This window comes from Sphingomonas sp. AC411 (genome assembly GCF_979253035.1).
In genome coordinates, this window is the sequence record NZ_CEEDAQ010000001.1 from 87,703 (window position 1) to 102,665 (window position 14,963).

Annotated in this window: 16 protein-coding genes and 1 pseudogene; 12 read left to right on the forward strand and 5 right to left on the reverse strand. The window is 62.5% G+C overall.

Features of this window, described 5'->3' with window-relative positions:
- Positions 1 to 94: 94 nt before the first annotated feature.
- The 3 genes from AC0IX7_RS00390 to AC0IX7_RS00400 are packed head-to-tail and all read left to right on the forward strand — an operon-like array spanning position 95 to position 1,804.
- Positions 95 to 499 carry a DUF3617 domain-containing protein gene (locus tag AC0IX7_RS00390; protein ID WP_471813678.1) on the forward strand — a complete coding sequence of 135 codons (405 nt, stop codon included), beginning with the start codon at positions 95 to 97 and terminating at the stop codon, positions 497 to 499.
- Positions 500 to 548: 49 nt separating this feature from the next.
- Positions 549 to 1,010 (forward strand): hypothetical protein, encoded by a 462-nt coding sequence (locus tag AC0IX7_RS00395; RefSeq protein WP_471810005.1) that lies wholly within the window; start codon positions 549 to 551, stop codon positions 1,008 to 1,010.
- Complete coding sequence (locus tag AC0IX7_RS00400; protein ID WP_471810006.1) at positions 1,007 to 1,804, forward strand: SHOCT domain-containing protein; 798 nt, start codon at positions 1,007 to 1,009, stop codon at positions 1,802 to 1,804. The genes AC0IX7_RS00395 and AC0IX7_RS00400 overlap by 4 nt, the downstream gene beginning before the upstream one ends.
- 119 nt (positions 1,805 to 1,923) lie before the next feature.
- Here the strand turns inward: AC0IX7_RS00400 and AC0IX7_RS00405 are convergent, their stop codons facing one another.
- Positions 1,924 to 2,076 (reverse strand): hypothetical protein, encoded by a 153-nt coding sequence (locus AC0IX7_RS00405; RefSeq protein WP_471810007.1) that lies wholly within the window; start codon positions 2,074 to 2,076, stop codon positions 1,924 to 1,926.
- Between the two features lie 106 nt (positions 2,077 to 2,182).
- Between AC0IX7_RS00405 and AC0IX7_RS00410 the strand changes: the two genes are divergently transcribed.
- Positions 2,183 to 2,620 (forward strand): hypothetical protein, encoded by a 438-nt coding sequence (locus AC0IX7_RS00410; protein WP_471810008.1) that lies wholly within the window; start codon positions 2,183 to 2,185, stop codon positions 2,618 to 2,620.
- A gap of 243 nt (positions 2,621 to 2,863) precedes the next feature.
- Positions 2,864 to 3,298 (forward strand): pyridoxamine 5'-phosphate oxidase family protein, encoded by a 435-nt coding sequence (locus tag AC0IX7_RS00415; protein WP_056418705.1) that lies wholly within the window; start codon positions 2,864 to 2,866, stop codon positions 3,296 to 3,298.
- Between the two features lie 203 nt (positions 3,299 to 3,501).
- Here the strand turns inward: AC0IX7_RS00415 and cueR are convergent, their stop codons facing one another.
- Both cueR and AC0IX7_RS00425 read right to left on the reverse strand, forming a co-directional pair.
- Complete coding sequence (gene cueR / locus AC0IX7_RS00420) at positions 3,502 to 3,885, reverse strand: Cu(I)-responsive transcriptional regulator (protein ID WP_471810009.1); 384 nt, start codon at positions 3,883 to 3,885, stop codon at positions 3,502 to 3,504.
- A pseudogene (locus AC0IX7_RS00425) lies at positions 3,882 to 6,142 on the reverse strand (heavy metal translocating P-type ATPase). Before AC0IX7_RS00425 ends, cueR begins: the two are co-directional and overlap by 4 nt.
- Before the next feature lie 572 nt (positions 6,143 to 6,714).
- On the opposite strand from AC0IX7_RS00425, the gene AC0IX7_RS00430 reads away from it, so the two are divergent.
- The 7 genes from AC0IX7_RS00430 to AC0IX7_RS00460 all read left to right on the forward strand — a co-directional run bounded on the left by AC0IX7_RS00430 (position 6,715) and on the right by AC0IX7_RS00460 (position 12,680).
- The gene (locus AC0IX7_RS00430; RefSeq protein WP_471810010.1) at positions 6,715 to 7,401 is read left to right on the forward strand and encodes an NAD(P)H-dependent oxidoreductase; all 687 of its coding nucleotides are present in this window, start codon (positions 6,715 to 6,717) and stop codon (positions 7,399 to 7,401) included.
- A 47-nt stretch (positions 7,402 to 7,448) separates the two neighbouring features.
- Entirely contained in the window at positions 7,449 to 8,486 is a 1,038-nt protein-coding gene (gene adhP, locus AC0IX7_RS00435) for an alcohol dehydrogenase AdhP (protein WP_471810011.1), read from the forward strand.
- Complete coding sequence (locus AC0IX7_RS00440; RefSeq protein WP_471810012.1) at positions 8,483 to 10,888, forward strand: phosphoketolase family protein; 2,406 nt, start codon at positions 8,483 to 8,485, stop codon at positions 10,886 to 10,888. Before adhP ends, AC0IX7_RS00440 begins: the two co-directional genes overlap by 4 nt.
- Positions 10,885 to 11,763, forward strand: a complete 879-nt coding sequence (locus AC0IX7_RS00445; RefSeq protein WP_471810013.1) for an acetate kinase — start codon at positions 10,885 to 10,887, stop codon at positions 11,761 to 11,763. Before AC0IX7_RS00440 ends, AC0IX7_RS00445 begins: the two co-directional genes overlap by 4 nt.
- Positions 11,760 to 11,960, forward strand: a complete 201-nt coding sequence (locus AC0IX7_RS00450; protein ID WP_471810014.1) for a hypothetical protein — start codon at positions 11,760 to 11,762, stop codon at positions 11,958 to 11,960. The genes AC0IX7_RS00445 and AC0IX7_RS00450 overlap by 4 nt, the downstream gene beginning before the upstream one ends.
- Positions 11,961 to 12,116: 156 nt before the next feature.
- A complete protein-coding gene (locus AC0IX7_RS00455) occupies positions 12,117 to 12,326 on the forward strand; it encodes a hypothetical protein (RefSeq protein WP_471810015.1) in 210 nt (69 codons plus the stop codon).
- A gap of 105 nt (positions 12,327 to 12,431) precedes the next feature.
- Positions 12,432 to 12,680 carry a hypothetical protein gene (locus AC0IX7_RS00460; protein WP_471810016.1) on the forward strand — a complete coding sequence of 83 codons (249 nt, stop codon included), beginning with the start codon at positions 12,432 to 12,434 and terminating at the stop codon, positions 12,678 to 12,680.
- A gap of 62 nt (positions 12,681 to 12,742) precedes the next feature.
- Here the strand turns inward: AC0IX7_RS00460 and AC0IX7_RS00465 are convergent, their stop codons facing one another.
- Entirely contained in the window at positions 12,743 to 13,153 is a 411-nt protein-coding gene (locus tag AC0IX7_RS00465) for a low affinity iron permease family protein (RefSeq protein ID WP_471813679.1), read from the reverse strand.
- Between the two features lie 54 nt (positions 13,154 to 13,207).
- Entirely contained in the window at positions 13,208 to 14,869 is a 1,662-nt protein-coding gene (locus tag AC0IX7_RS00470; RefSeq protein WP_471810017.1) for an oleate hydratase, read from the reverse strand.
- Between the last annotated feature and the right edge of the window lie 94 nt (positions 14,870 to 14,963).

Below are 14,963 nucleotides of genomic sequence, written 5' to 3' on the forward strand. Positions count from 1 at the left end.
GATTGTTCATACGCCACAACAGACGATGCTAATTATAAGCTGTCCCGGCTCAATCATGCGGTGGCTCAAGCTGCTACCGGGTGTTCTGATCTTCATGCCCGCGGTCGGCCAGGGGCAGCGGGCTGGATTATGGGAGACCCGGGTCAGCATCGCCGGTGCTGCGCAAGTTGCACCAGTCCGATCCTGCGTCGCTGCCGATGCACCGTTGCACTCGCTCAGTTTATGGCCTGCGAACTGCACTGCCGCCAAAGTCAGGAAAACAACTGCCGGGATCGTTTCCAGGGTGGAATGTGAAAATGGCCAACCCGGTACGCTGCTGATCATACAACGGGAGCTATCAGGTGATCTGGCCCGCCAGTATCGGCTTTCCACCGAAACCTTGGTGGCACGGGCAGGCATGCAGGCGGAGTTGGCTCAGTCCTTCGACACGACAAGCCGCTATCTGGGGCCATGCCAGGGGACGACCGCGAAGCGGTGTCCGACGAAGAAAAGTACCTGAAACCACGTGGACAGCCCTGGGGTTTGCGCTGGTCTTCGTCCTCCAGGGGATGGCGTTCGTCGGACTGGCATATGCGACGTACCGCGGGATGGCCTGGCTGTCGTCGCGGCTGGGACGTCGCGCCTACGAACGAGCCGTGGTTGCTAACATCACTGTCGACGGGGCAGGCGCGGCAACGATACCCGTGCTTGCGACCTTCACCGGAGTCCGCGGTCTGCCGTGGTGGTATGCGGTCGCGTCGAACAATGCCAAACCGCTGTTCGTGATCGAACCTGACGGCATTCGTTTCCGCGTCGCTCGCCAGCGGAAACGTCGTTATGCCGAAATCGAATGTGTCGATGTCCGGCAGGGCAGGGGCACCGTCAATCTTGACTTCACCTTCTACGGATCGCTGCTGAACTTCACGGCCAATCTCGGTGCCGTGCCGCTGGCCGCCCATGTGCTAGCTTTGCTGCCTGGAGCCGTGCCGCTGTCTGCGCGCGCCCTCGCCGTGAAGGGAATCGGCATATGAACGGACTTATTCTGTCCATGTTCGTCAGTACGATCCTGAGCGGCGTGATTGCCACTGTGAGGGATCGTTCTGTGATCCTGTGGACGATCCTAGGCGCGCTCACCGGCCCCATTGCCGTCGCGTTGCTCCTGTGTCTGCCATCGCTAAAGGCGGTCGTTACACCGACACCGATCCGGTCACTCGCTAGCGAAATTCGCGAACTACAGGAACTGCGGGAGCGAGGTCTTATCTCTGACGACCAGTTCGAGCAGGGCAAGGCACGGGTGCTGGCCTGGCCGGTCGGATCGACAGACCCACATGCGCTGGGATCAGCGCGGGCCTTGGCAGATAGCGGTTGGACATGGGCGAGTTATCACCCAGCCGCCCGCGCCGCCTTTGTCGATCTGGCGCAGCGACATCATCTTGATCTGCAATGGCCGGACGACGTGTCTTTCGAGGTCGTCTGCACCCTCCCCGTGCAGCCGGGGCTTTCCTTCGCGGTCACGCTGGCGCTCGAGAAGGGCTCGATCCATTGCTGGGGCGATGGGTGGGCGCTTGATGGGGCGGCCCCTGGAAATCCGGAAATCGGCTTGCCGGCTGACCTCGCGGAAGGGCTTGAAGCCTTGATAGCTGGATCAGGCCGATTGCTGGTGCGAACGGCCTACCGCGATACGTCGCCGTTTTGGACATCGTTGCAGGTGCAGCGGAACGGCCGCTGGCGAACGGTTGGGTATCAGGCGGGGATCCCCATCCTGCCACTGTGGCGGCGTATGATTGTCAAAAACGAAGCCGCCCTAACCATGCCACGACAATGAATTCCTAGCGCAAGTTCTCGTCGCTGACTGTTTGGGCAAGCAGGAAGCGGCGACCATGAACAACCACGCGGGTCTCCGCCGTCGTTAGACGATGTCACGACGGCGGCATGCTCGTCTGTTTACGGCTTCAGGTTATTCTCTTTGAGCGTTTTGCCATCGGTGGCGAACTCAGCGTAGTCGCTTTCCTTGATGTCATTGGTGGCGAGCTGCCCGTCGAAGTCGAGCCGCAGCACATGGAAGTTGCTGAGCGCGCCCGGCGACATCAGCCGCACGCCCGACCACGCGGGGCGCTGGCGATTTGATTCAGTGAACCTGCGCCCAATCTGCAAATTAGACCGTTGCGTTCATAACGTCCCGGAGCCGTATTGGAGAAGTGAAATGGCACTAGAAAACATTGTTAACGCGGCCAAGTCTGCTTTGAAGGATGTCGTCTCGTCGCCATCTGCTGACCCAATTTCCGACCGTGACGAGGTTTTGCAGGACTTACATCTGGCCGAAAAGGCATGGGCGACCGACGGTGTTCATTCAGGAGTATGGTTCGTCCGTGACGGCGAGCATGTTGCCTTCACGCCCACGACGCGAAATGGGGCGACACTGACGATCGGTGGTCAAACGACGAACTTCATTCCCGCTGACCGCTTTGCCGACTACCTAGTGAACATGCGGGCCGCTATCGAAGCAGGCGAATTTGATCGTGAGATAGCAGGTGCGCTCCATGGTTCGGCTAACGTCGGGGAATTGCCGAGGTTGCGCTTCCGCCGGCTAGAGAAGGCAGTCCGCAAGATATCCGGCAAGTGCAACAGGATGCTGTACTAATTCGTGAGGGGCGCAATCCGGACGGATCGTTATCTGCAGTCGTGAGCAGTGGTTCTTAGCAACTACTGCGAACAGAGGTGGCTCGGCAGAACTGGGGAGGGGCCTCTGTCTCACCTGTCCATTTTCCAAAAACTGTTCCCGATTGTACCGATAGTCGTATTGCCGCACGCGACCGTTATGCCACCATGTTCGTTGCAACCGCTTGGGCAAACTTTCATGGCCCCACATTGAAGGAGCAACACGATGTCGGACCTCAGCCTACACGACCTGTCAAAGAAGATGGCAAAGTTGGACTTCACGATGATGGCCACTCGCTCACCCAATGGCACCCTGACAGCCCGCCCGATGAGCAACAACGGCGATGTAGAATACCAAGGCGACAGCTACTTTTTCGCCTACCAAAACTCGCGAAAGATTACTGACCTGCGTGCCGATCCGCACGTCACGCTTAGCTATACCGGTGCCGTCGGTATGCTCGGCGGTCCCCCGCTGTTTGTAACTGTCGAAGGCGCCGCTGCGCTGATCGAGGACAAAGGCGCGTTCGCCGATCACTGGACCAAGGATCTCGATCGGTACTTTCCCGAGGGCATCGACACACCCGGTATCGTAATGATCCGTGTCGATGCAAAGGCGATCCGCTACTGGGATGGTAGCGATGAGGGCGAGATCACAATCTAAGCAAGTCACCTAAAGCCCGTATCACATAGGACTTCCGCGGCATTCTCGCGGAAGTCCTAACTTTCGCGACAGCAGGACAGCCGATTGCTGTGTAACCGTCGATGCTGATCGGCGCGGCTTGTCAGCGCTACATGCGACCCGCCCAAGTGTCGCAAAACACCTGTTTGTCGAGCATCCCAGAAAGCGACAGCGTTTTCCGCCACCTATTCTGCCAAGCGATCGATAATCGGACAATCCGGCCGATCATCGCCGTGGCACGCTTGGGCAAGATGGATCAGCGATCGTTGCATAATTTCCAGAGCGTGGGCCTTACGACCCAGCTCGGCTGCGCGAGATTCAGCCAGCGCCTTCACTTCCGCGCTCGATCGCGCCCGATCGGACCACAGCCCGAGCAGCGTGCGGATTTCCTCGATCGGAAAACCCAAGTCGCGGGCATTGGCGATGAAGCGAAGGCGATGAACGTCGCTATCGGTATAGTCCCGGTAGGTGCCGCGTCGAACTGGCGCGGGCACTAGGCCAATCTTCTCATAATGGCGGATCATCCGCTGCGAGATGCCGCTGGCACCCGATGCCGTTCCGATATTCATAGCTTCACCGTGTTCAGCCGCAGCGCGTTGAGGACCACGGTAAAGGACGAGAGCGCCATCGCTGCGCCGGCCAGCATTGGCGAGAGCAGAATGCCCGCCACGGGGTAGAGCACTCCGGCCGCGACCGGCACGCCGATACCGTTGAACAGGAAGGAGAAGAACAGATTCTGCCGAATATTCCGCATCGTCGCCTGCGCGAGCTTGCGCGCTCGCACGATCGCCGAAAGATCGCCGCGCGTGAGCGTCATCCCGGCGCTTTCGATCGCCACGTCCGTTCCCGTGCCCATCGCCAGGCCTACGTCCGCAGCTGCCAGCGCTGGAGCGTCGTTGATGCCATCACCGGCCATCGCGACCTTGGCACCGGACGCTTTCAACTCGCCGATGATACGCGCCTTATCTTCGGGAAGCAGGCCGGCGCGCACGTCGTCGAGCCCGCCAACCGCGCGCGCGACCGCATCGGCGGTCGTTTGGTTGTCACCAGTCAGCATGATGACGCGGAGCCCTTGTTGGCGAAGCGCGGCGATTGCCTCACTGGCATTGGCGCGAACCGGATCGGCGACCGCGAGCAGGCCGGCAAGCGCGCCATCGATCGCCACTAGAATGACGCCTGCACCCTCGCCGCGATGACGATTGGCGGCTTCATCGAGCGGCTTAGGATCAGCGCCGACCCGGTTCATTTGCGCGGCGTTCCCGATCACGACCGACCGACCGTCCACCGTGGCGCTGACACCCAGACCAGTTTGCGAGACGAAATCGGCGACCGTCCCGACCTGCAATTCACGTTCTTTAGCGGCGACGACGATCGCGTGGGCGAGTGGGTGTTCGGATTGCCCTTCAACCGCAGCAGCGAAGGCAAGCAGGTCGCTTTCCTCGACGGCACCGACCGTTTCGACCGCGATCAGCGACGGTTTGCCTTCCGTAAGCGTGCCCGTCTTGTCGATGACCAGCGTATCGACCTTTTCGAGGCCCTGTAGCGCTTCGGCATTCTTAACCAGAACGCCAGCCTGAGCCCCGCGGCCCGTCCCTACCATGATCGACATGGGAGTAGCGAGACCGAGCGCACAGGGACAGGCGATGACCAGCACTGCAATGGCGTTGAGCAACGCGTGACCCATCCGCGGCTCTGGCCCGAACAACGACCACACCACGAAGGTTGCGATAGAAACGAGTACGACCAGGGGCACGAACCAACCCGATACCCGATCGGCGACCGCCTGGATTGGAGCACGGCTGCGCTGCGCATCGGCGACCATGCGGACGATGCGGGCGAGCATCGTATCCGAGCCGACAGCGCGGGCTTCCACGACCAAGCTTCCCGTGCCGTTGACCGTGCCTCCGGTGACGGCCGTCTCGACTTCCTTGAGGACTGGTGCGGGTTCGCCGGTGAGCATGGATTCATCGACCGAGGAACGGCCCTCGATCACCACGCCGTCAACGGGGATCGCATCCCGGGGCGAACCCGCAGCCGATCGCCGGTTGCCACATCAGCAAGGCTGACTTCCTCTTCTGAGCCGTCCGACCGGACCCGACGCGCAGTCTTGGGGGCAAGATCCATGAGGGCACGTATCGCGCGTCCCGTTGCCGCCCTTGCGCGCAGTTCGAGAACTTGTCCGAGCAGCACCAGCGCCACCACGACGCCAGCGGCTTCGTAGTAAACCGGGACTACGCCCCCGTGCATTCGGAACGTCGGGGGGAAGATGCCCGGCGCAACCGTCGCGACCAAGCTGTAGAGGAAGGCAGCACCGACCCCGATCGAGATCAGCGTGAACATATTGAGATGGCGGGTCCGAAGCGAGGTCCATCCCCGCTGGAAAAATGGCAAGCCCGCCCACAACACTATCGGCGCGGTGAGCGCGAGCTGTACCCAAGGCGATGCGGCAGGACTGACGACATGGACGCCGAGCATTTCGGCGACCATCGAGATCGCCAGCAACGGCACGGCGAGCACGCCCGCTACCCATAGCCGGCGCGTGAAATCCACCAGCTCAGGATTAGGCCCATCGTCGAGCGACGGCTCTTCCGGTTCGAGCGCCATGCCGCAAATCGGGCACGTCCCCGGTCCCTCCTGACGGATTTGCGGGTGCATCGGGCACGTCCAGATCGCCCCTGGTGTTGCCTTGGGTTCCGGTTCTGGCGTGTCGCCAAGATATGCGTCAGGATTGGCGACGAACTTGGTCCGGCATCCGGCGCTGCAAAAATGATAGGCGTGTCCCGCGTGCTCGGCGTGATGCGCCGTTTTCGCTGAATCGATCGTCATCCCGCACACGGGGTCCGTGACTGTCGCCGCGCCGTCAGCGACCTTGCCGCCAGCGCAGCAAGTACCTGATCCGGGGTTTGTTCTGCCGTCACTGGCGTGCCCGAGCAGCAAGACGCGGGCGCAACAGCGGCCTCCGCCGCTGGCTTTGCCGAGCAGCCGCAACCCCCGGCATGGGAATGGAAATGAGGGTCGTTCATGACGTGAAACTCCTTCGACCCAAGGGTATGTAGGGTATAACACCATGTCAGGGTCAAGGCCCGGTACCGGCTATTCGCGATACAGTCCGAAAACACCTCTTTTCCCGGCAGGGCGGCTCCGGAACGCCACAAGCATTATGCGGGGGTAGTGACGCCAGCTTGGACGTATCGTCTATTGGCTCTTCGCTGACTTGCGTCTGGTGGCTGCGGGGACAGTCCCGCAATTTTAGGTACGACTGCGTAGTTTCCGAGGCTGACCCGAACGGCGGCAAACGCCTAGCTTAACGTCTCCTTGCAGCATGCGCCCAGCGTTCGGCAGAATGCTCTGCCCGGACACCCCGTGCGGCGTCGCTACGTAGAAGATCGGGTCTTACGATGAGCATACAGGAAGAGGTCATCGCCCGCGATGGGCGCCACGCGGTGATTGTCTGCCATCCCGACCCTGACAGCTTCAACCATGCGATCGCTGCCCGCTACTGCGACGAAGTACGCGCGGCGGGGCAGACCGTCGTCGTGCGCGACCTCTATGCCATGCACTTCGATCCCATCCTGAAGGCGGACGAGCGACCGACGCTCGCCGATCCGGTCCGATCACACGATGTGATGGCCGAGCACGAGATCCTGTTGGGGTGCGACGTATTCGTCCTGATCTATCCGATCTGGTTCGGGTCACCGCCTGCCATGATGAAAGGTTATGTCGAACGGGTGTTCGGCGCCGGCGTATCGCCTGACGACGTTCGTCATCAGGCACGTGGCGACCTGCTCGGCAACAAGCGGCTATTGAGTTTCACCACCTCGGCGATGTCGGAACCCTGGCTTGCCCAGGAAGGGCAGGAGATGGGTCTGGGCGCGGTCTTCGACGACTATATCGTCCACGCCTTCGGCATGCACTCGTGCGAGCACAAACGGTTCGCGCTGATTACCGACAAGACGGGTCAGCAATCCGCCGCCAGCTATCTCTGGGAGGTGGCACAGCAGGCACATCGGACCTGCGCACAGGTCGCTTTCGGCGACGAAGCGCTAATGCACGATCCCCAGCTTGCGCGGCGATTTTCACGATGACGGCCCCCACGACTGCCGCATCGCCCATCATATCAAAGGAAGTCTCTATGCCGCACATGATGCAGGCTGCCGTCGTCGAAGCCTTCGGCGAACCGCTGACCCTTCGACAGTTTCCAATCCCAACCGCCGGACCAGGGCAGATCTTGGTCAAAACCGAGGCGTGCGGGGTGTGTCACACCGATCTGCACGCCGCGCGCGGCGACTGGCCGGTCAAGCCGACCCCACCCTTCATCCCGGGCCATGAAGGCATCGGCATCGTCGTCGAGGTCGGTGCCGGCGTCGAGGTTGTGAAGCTCGGCGACCGGGTCGGCGTGCCGTGGATGTACTCGGCGTGCGGGCACTGCGAATACTGCCTGTCGGCCTGGGAGACCGTTTGTCCCGACATCCAGTTCAGCGGCTACACCCGCAATGGCGGATTCGCCGAATACATCCTCGCCGACCCGAACTATGTCGCGCGCATCCCGGATGGATTGTCTGCGGTCGAGGCCGCGCCGATCATCTGCGCCGGCATCACGACCTATAAGGGCCTGAAGGAAACCGGCGCAAAGCCCGGCGAATGGGTCGCAATCTCGGGCGTCGGCGGGCTTGGCCATCTTGCCGTCCAATATGCCATCGCAATGGGGCTGCGGGTCTGCGCAATCGACGTCGATGATGGCAAGCTGGCGCACGCCAAAGCGCTTGGTGCGGAAGTGCTGGTCAATGCGCGTAGCACAGACCCGATCGGCGAGCTGAAGGCCGCGACCGGCGGGGGCGCGCACGGCGTGCTCATCACCGCGCCGTCGCTCGCCGCCTTTAACCAGGGCGTGGCGATGACGCGCCGGCACGGCACCTGCGTGCTCGTCGGCCTGCCACCCGGCGAGTTTCCACTGCCACTGTTCGATGTGGTGGCGAACTGCATCACTGTCCGCGGCTCATTCGTCGGTACCCGAAGGGACATGGCCGAGGCGCTGGCGTTCGCCGCGACCGGCAAGGTGAAGGCGGATATCGAGCTGCAACCGCTATCGGCGATCAACGCCGTCTTCGACCGCCTCGAACATGGCCAGGTGCCCTCGCGCGTCGTCCTCGATTTCGGAAGCCAGTCATGAACGTGATCGAGACTCTACCGCACAGCCGTCGCGCCGAGCGGCATGCTCATACGCATCCGCTGACGCCGGACATGCTGCGGCGAATGGACGCTTATTGGCGTGCCGCCAACTATCTGTCGGTCGGCCAGATCTACCTGCGCGATAACGCGATGCTTGAGCGGCCGCTTACGATCACCGACGTTAAGCCGCGGTTGCTCGGCCATTGGGGCACGACGCCGGGGCTAAACTTCCTCTACGTCCACCTCAACCGGCTCATCGTCGAGCATGATCTGGACATGATAAACATTATCGGTCCGGGGCATGGCGGCCCCGGGTTGGTCGCGCACACCTATCTAGAAGGGTCGTACACCGAGCGGTATCCGGCGATCGAGCGTAGTCGTTCGGGCATGCACCGACTGTTCCGCCAGTTCTCCTGGCCGGGCGGTATCCCCAGCCACGTCGCGCCAGAGACGCCGGGGTCGATCCATGAGGGTGGCGAGCTGGGCTATTCGCTGGCGCATGCCTACGGCGCAGCGTTCGACAATCCCGATCTGCTCGTCGCGTGCGTGATTGGCGACGGTGAGGCGGAAACCGGCGCGCTGGCGGCGAGCTGGCATTCCAACAAGTTCGTGAACCCCGCACGGGACGGGGCGGTGCTGCCGATCCTGCATCTCAACGGGTTCAAGATCGCCAACCCGACAATCCTTGCACGCATCGACGCCCACGAGCTCGATGCGTTGCTGCGGGGCTATGGGCATGAGCCGATCTTCGTCGAAGGCAGCGATCCCGAGGTGGTTCACCAGCAGCTGGCGGTCGCGCTCGATCACGCGCTGGCGCGGATCAAGGCGATCCAGGCCGCGGCCCGCGTCGAAGGCACAATCCCGGAGCGCCCGCGCTGGCCGATGATCGTGTTCCGCACGCCCAAGGGCTGGACGGGGCCGAAGGTTGTCGATGGTAAGCTGGTTGAGGGAACGTGGCGCTCGCACCAAGTGCCGATCGCCGACTTCAAGGATCCAGAGCACCTGCGGCAGCTCGAGGCGTGGATGCGCAGCTATCGGCCGGAAGAGCTGTTCGACGCAAACGGCAAGTTTCTCAACGAGTACGCATCGTTGGCGCCGACCGGACATCGGCGGATGGGATCGAACCCGCATGCCAATGGCGGCGAGCTGCTAGCGCCGCTGTCGCTGCCGGACTTCCGCAGCTACGCAGTGCCGGTCACAGCGCCCGGGCAGGTCGATGCACCCGCCACGCGCGTGCTTGGCAAGTACCTGCGCGACGTGATGAAGCTCAACATGGCCACGGTGAACTTCCGCCTGTTCGGTCCCGACGAGACCGCCTCCAACCGGCTCGCCGATGTATACGACGTGTCGGGCAAGGTCTGGATGGCTGATATCGAACCCGTCGACGAGAACCTGACGACCGATGGCCGGGTAATGGAGGTGCTTAGCGAGCATCTCTGCCAGGGCTGGCTCGAGGGCTATCTGCTGACCGGCCGCCACGGGCTGTTCTCGTGCTACGAGGCGTTTGTCCATATTGTCGATTCGATGGTCAACCAGCACGCCAAATGGCTGAAGGTCACCAAGGGCATCCCGTGGCGCCGACCGATCGCCTCGCTCAACTACCTGCTGACCTCGCATGTCTGGCGCCAGGACCATAACGGCCTGTCGCACCAGGATCCCGGCTTCCTCGATCACGTCGCCAACAAGACCGCGGATGTGGCGCGGCTCTACCTGCCGCCCGATGCGAACACGCTGCTATCGGTCGCCGACCACTGCCTGCGTAGCCGCGGCTATGTGAACGTCATCGTCGCGGGCAAGCAGCCTGAAGCGCAATGGCTCAGCATGGATGCGGCGGTCCGGCACTGTACGGCCGGCGCCGGCATTTGGGACTGGGCAGGGGACGACGCTGATCCCGAGGTCGTCATGGCCTGCGCCGGCGACGTGCCGACGCTCGAGGCGCTAGCCGCGGTAACGCTGCTGCGCGAGTATGTGCCCGACATTCGCATCCGGGTGGTGAACGTCGTCGACCTGATGGTCCTGCAACCCCGCACGCGGCATCCGCACGGCCTCGACGAGCGCGAGTTCGACGCAATGTTCACGCGCGACAAGCCGGTGATCTTCGCGTTCCACGGTTATCCCGCACTGATCCACAAGCTGACTTATGCCCGCGCGAACCACGCCAACATTCACGTGCGCGGCTATCAGGAGCGGGGGACAACAACGACACCGTTCGACATGGTCGTATTGAACGATCTCGATCGCTATCGCCTGGCGCTCGACGCGATCGAGCACATCCCGCGCTTGCGTGACCGCGTGCCGGCGGAAACGGCGCGCTACTGGACGACGATGGAGCGTCACAAGCTCTACATCGCCGAGAACGGCGACGACATGCCGGAGGTGCGTGACTGGCGCTGGCCGGCATGATCCAACGTAGGATTGCGCTGGTGCTTAACAGCGGATCGTCGTCGCTGAAGTTCGCGGCGTTCGACTTGGCCGCGCCTGACCTGCCGGCGATCGTGACGGGACAGGTCGATCCGGCCGATGGCGACGCCGCATTCGCGGCGATCGACGCGGCGCTGGCGAAGGCCGGTGCGCCTTCGCCGATCGCGGTCGGGCATCGCATTGTGCATGGCGGACCGCAGCTGCTGCGGCATTGCCAGATCGATGCTGAGGTGATCGCTAAGCTGGAACAGGCTGAGCCGTTCGCACCGCTCCACGTGCCCGCGGCGCTGGCACTGTTGGCGACCGCGACCGCGCGCTACCCGGGACGTGCGCAGATCGCTTGTTTCGATACCGTGTTCCACGCCGGCATGCCCGACATCGCGCGGACGCTCCCGATCCCGCGGGCCCAGCGTGCAGCGGGGCTGCACCGGTATGGCTTCCACGGCCTGTCATGCGAGTCCGTCGTGCATCAGCTCGGGCCGAACCTGCCGGCGCGGCTAGTAATTGCGCATCTCGGCAACGGCGCCAGCGTCACTGCGGTGCGTGAAGGTCGGTCGATCGATACGAGCATGGGCCTGACGCCATCGGGCGGCGTCATCATGGGTACGCGGACCGGCGACATCGATCCGGGCGTGTTGATCCACCTGATGCGCACGGGCGGCTATGGTCCGGCCGAGATCGAGCAGCTGATCGACAAGGAGGCCGGGATGCTCGGCATCTCCGGCCGGTCGGGCGATATGCGCGTCCTGCATGATGCCTCGCCCGATGCCGACGCAGATCTGGCCGTCGCCATGTTCTGCCGGTCGGTCGCCAAGCAGATCGCGGCGATGATGACTGCGCTGGGGGCGCTGACATGATCGTGTTCACGGGCGGGATCGGCGAGCATGACGCGCCCGTGCAGGAGATGATCTGCGCAGATCTCGCCTGGGCGAGCGTAACGCTGGCCACGTCGGACGGGTTGACGCCCAAAGGGGTTTGCATTGCTCTCGCGCGCCCCTCACGCGAAGAAGCCGTCATTGTGCGCCATATGCGGGCGATCTCCCCCGAGGGCTGAGGTGGGCGAGTGCCGTTTCCGGTCCCGCGACGCCCAGACTGCGCCTCTATGTATATTCCGATCATCGAAGGTCGGGCAGCGAGGGGCTAATAGATGGGACAGCCATTCGAGGAACGATCATCGCGATCGCATGGCGCACCGATCAGGAGATCGTCGATGTACACGAACCCGGACGAAGCCGCATATTGCATCAACCGGATCGCGCGCTCTGAGGCCTTGGCTGCGGCATCGACCGACAGCTGCGCGCGTGCATCGCATGTCGGCATCGCCGAGGCCTATGGCGATCGGCTTACGTCGCTAACTAGGTCGCTGATACATCCTCGCCGCGCCGGAGCGACATTGGTCGAAACCACGGTCGATGCTTGAGGCCGCATCGCAGCCCCCCGTCGCCGTCTTTCGGGCGAGCGCGCTCGCGCGCTGGGATAACGAAGGTGGAGCATTGTCGCATCCCGCGCCGGTCAAGCCGCCCCGGTGGATATCGATAATCACCTATCTGATCAGGACATGGTCTGCCTGCGCAGCCGCGTTATCGCGCTGGAGAACATTGTTGTTGCAATGCTCGCTGGCGGATCACACGATCAGCGCGCCATCGTCCACGACATGGCAATGTTCGTCCGCCCACCGCTTGATGCAGTTCAGGACCGGCTGACGATGCATGCGGCCGACCTGATGGATCATCTCACCGATCGGGCGACGCGCTTCGCGCGTGTTCTGGCCTGAGCTTGAACACATCGCCCGACACTACCCCTGATGCAAACGTCGGGGCGGTGCGTTGGCAAATTTCAAAGGCGGTTTCTAAGATTGGCGAGACTGACGGCAGGCGACAGCTTGCCATCAGTCTCGCTGCATTCGCGTTCCAAATCTGAGCGCACCTTTTCGATCTCGCGATCGGTGAGGTGCTCGATACCGATGAATTGCGATCGCGCTGCATCGACCGCCCGGATCAGCTCATCGAGCTTGGCCTGCATGGCGGCTGCGTCTCGGTTCTGCGAGTTCTGGATCAGAAAGACCATCAGGAACGTGACGATCGTGGTCGCCGTATTCACGACCAGTTGCCACGTATCCGAATAGCCGAACAGCGGCCCTGTTACCGACCAGAGGACGATGATGCCGACCGCAGTCACGAAGGCACCGGGTTGGCCGGCAAAGCCGGCTATGCGGGTCGCCGTGGCAGTGAACATGCGATCGAGCATGTTCAGCATGCCACGGCAGGCAGCGGTGATCCCGCGCCAGGCTTCGTCAATCGATCAGACTGCATCGAGCACCCGTTCGGGCGGCCGATCGCCAAGGTCATGCAAGGCGACAAACGCTTGGAACAGTACCCGCGGGTCGTAGGCCCCCTTGTAGACGGGCGGCGGGGTGCGCTGAAGCCCGAGCAGCTCCGCCACTGCTGCCTGCGCTGATCGGATGGAGTATTCGACCGTAAAGACGACATCATCGGCCAGCTCACAGAACTGTCCGATGAAGCCGAAATTGACCGACTGTGTCGGCACTACCTGGGGACGGTCGCCATGCTTGCGCGGCAGGAATTGGCTCGTGATGAAGGGCATCATACACGGGATGCAATTCGAGGCTGTGAGGATAGCGTCAGCCTCCTCGACAATGCCGAGATGCCCCAGAATCTCGACCATGATCTCACGCCCAGTACAAGCGGACATCGGCTTCTTCACGAAGTCGCCGATCGCATCGACGGACAGGCCGTACCCCCAGAAAACGGTCACGTCCTCGGGCTGGCCGATGAAATGCGGCTGATGAGGTATAACGATCGACGCCAGCCAGCTCGACTGTGGGAAGGTGACGAGCCTGCCCTCGCCGGGCACGTTGCCGGTTGCATCACGGACCAGATCGAGGAATGTCGGATCGCTTAGCGTCGTCGTGAACGACACCCATTTGGACTGGTCGATGTGATCAGCGAACACTGACGGTCGGCCAAAATCCCCGCGGCCTGCCGCGATTTTTTCCCACAGCAACCAAGCCCCGCCGTCGGTCTTGCCCTTCAGTGCCGGCACCGTGTCCATGCCGCCAAGGGTCGATGCCTCGGTCATCGACCCCAGCGTGACGAGAACATAATCATCAATGCCGACCTCGATGCTATCCTCCACGCCGGCCTTGTCGATGATAATCGCCTCGACGGCGTCGCCGCCTCCCCGATGGGTGAACTCAAGGTTGACGACGCGCGTGCCCGTCTCGAACCGCACACCGCGATCGTCGAGCCATTTGCGCAATGGCAGCACCATCGAGTCATACTGATTGTAGACAGTCCGCATGATGCCGGTCAGTCGGTTGAATCCGCCGACCATGTGCGCGAAACGGACGAGATAGCGCTTGAACTCGATCGCACTGTGCCACGGCTGAAATGCGAACGTCGTGCACCACATGTACCAAAAATTGGTCTCGAAGAACGCAGGGTCGAACTGATCCGCGATCGTCGACCGGCCCAGCATGGCCTCTGGTTCAAGGCCGAGGCGCTCGATCGTCAGAATATGGCCCTCGGTGAGACCGAACGCTGGCGCCGTTCGCCGCTCGCCATCTATGAAGAGCCGCGACTTCGACGACGTCTGCATCGTCTTGTTCCAGTCAAGGATCTCCTGGGTGACCGTGCCGGTGCCGTCGAGCGTCGGGATCGATGCGAACAGATCGAACGTGCAGAGATACTTGTTCTCGATCATACGGCCACCCCGCAGGACATAGCCTGTCTCGGGGGTGCCTGATCCGTCGAGGCTACCTCCGATGATATCGGACTCCTCGATGATTGTGATGTCCGACCCCAGCATGTCGCCATCCCGGATCATGAACGCCGCTGCGGACAGCGAGGCGATGCCGCCCCCGACCAGCCACGCCTTGGCACCTGCCTGGGGGGCAGGGCGCTTGAACAGCAACAGCTCGGCGCCTTCTTGGCTGACGATCATGGCGAAATCTCCGTGCCGCTGCCGCTGGACCCGGGATAGGTCGTTGGGTCGGGCTGGGTGAGCCTTGTCAGTACCGCCCACTACGTGGTTCGGC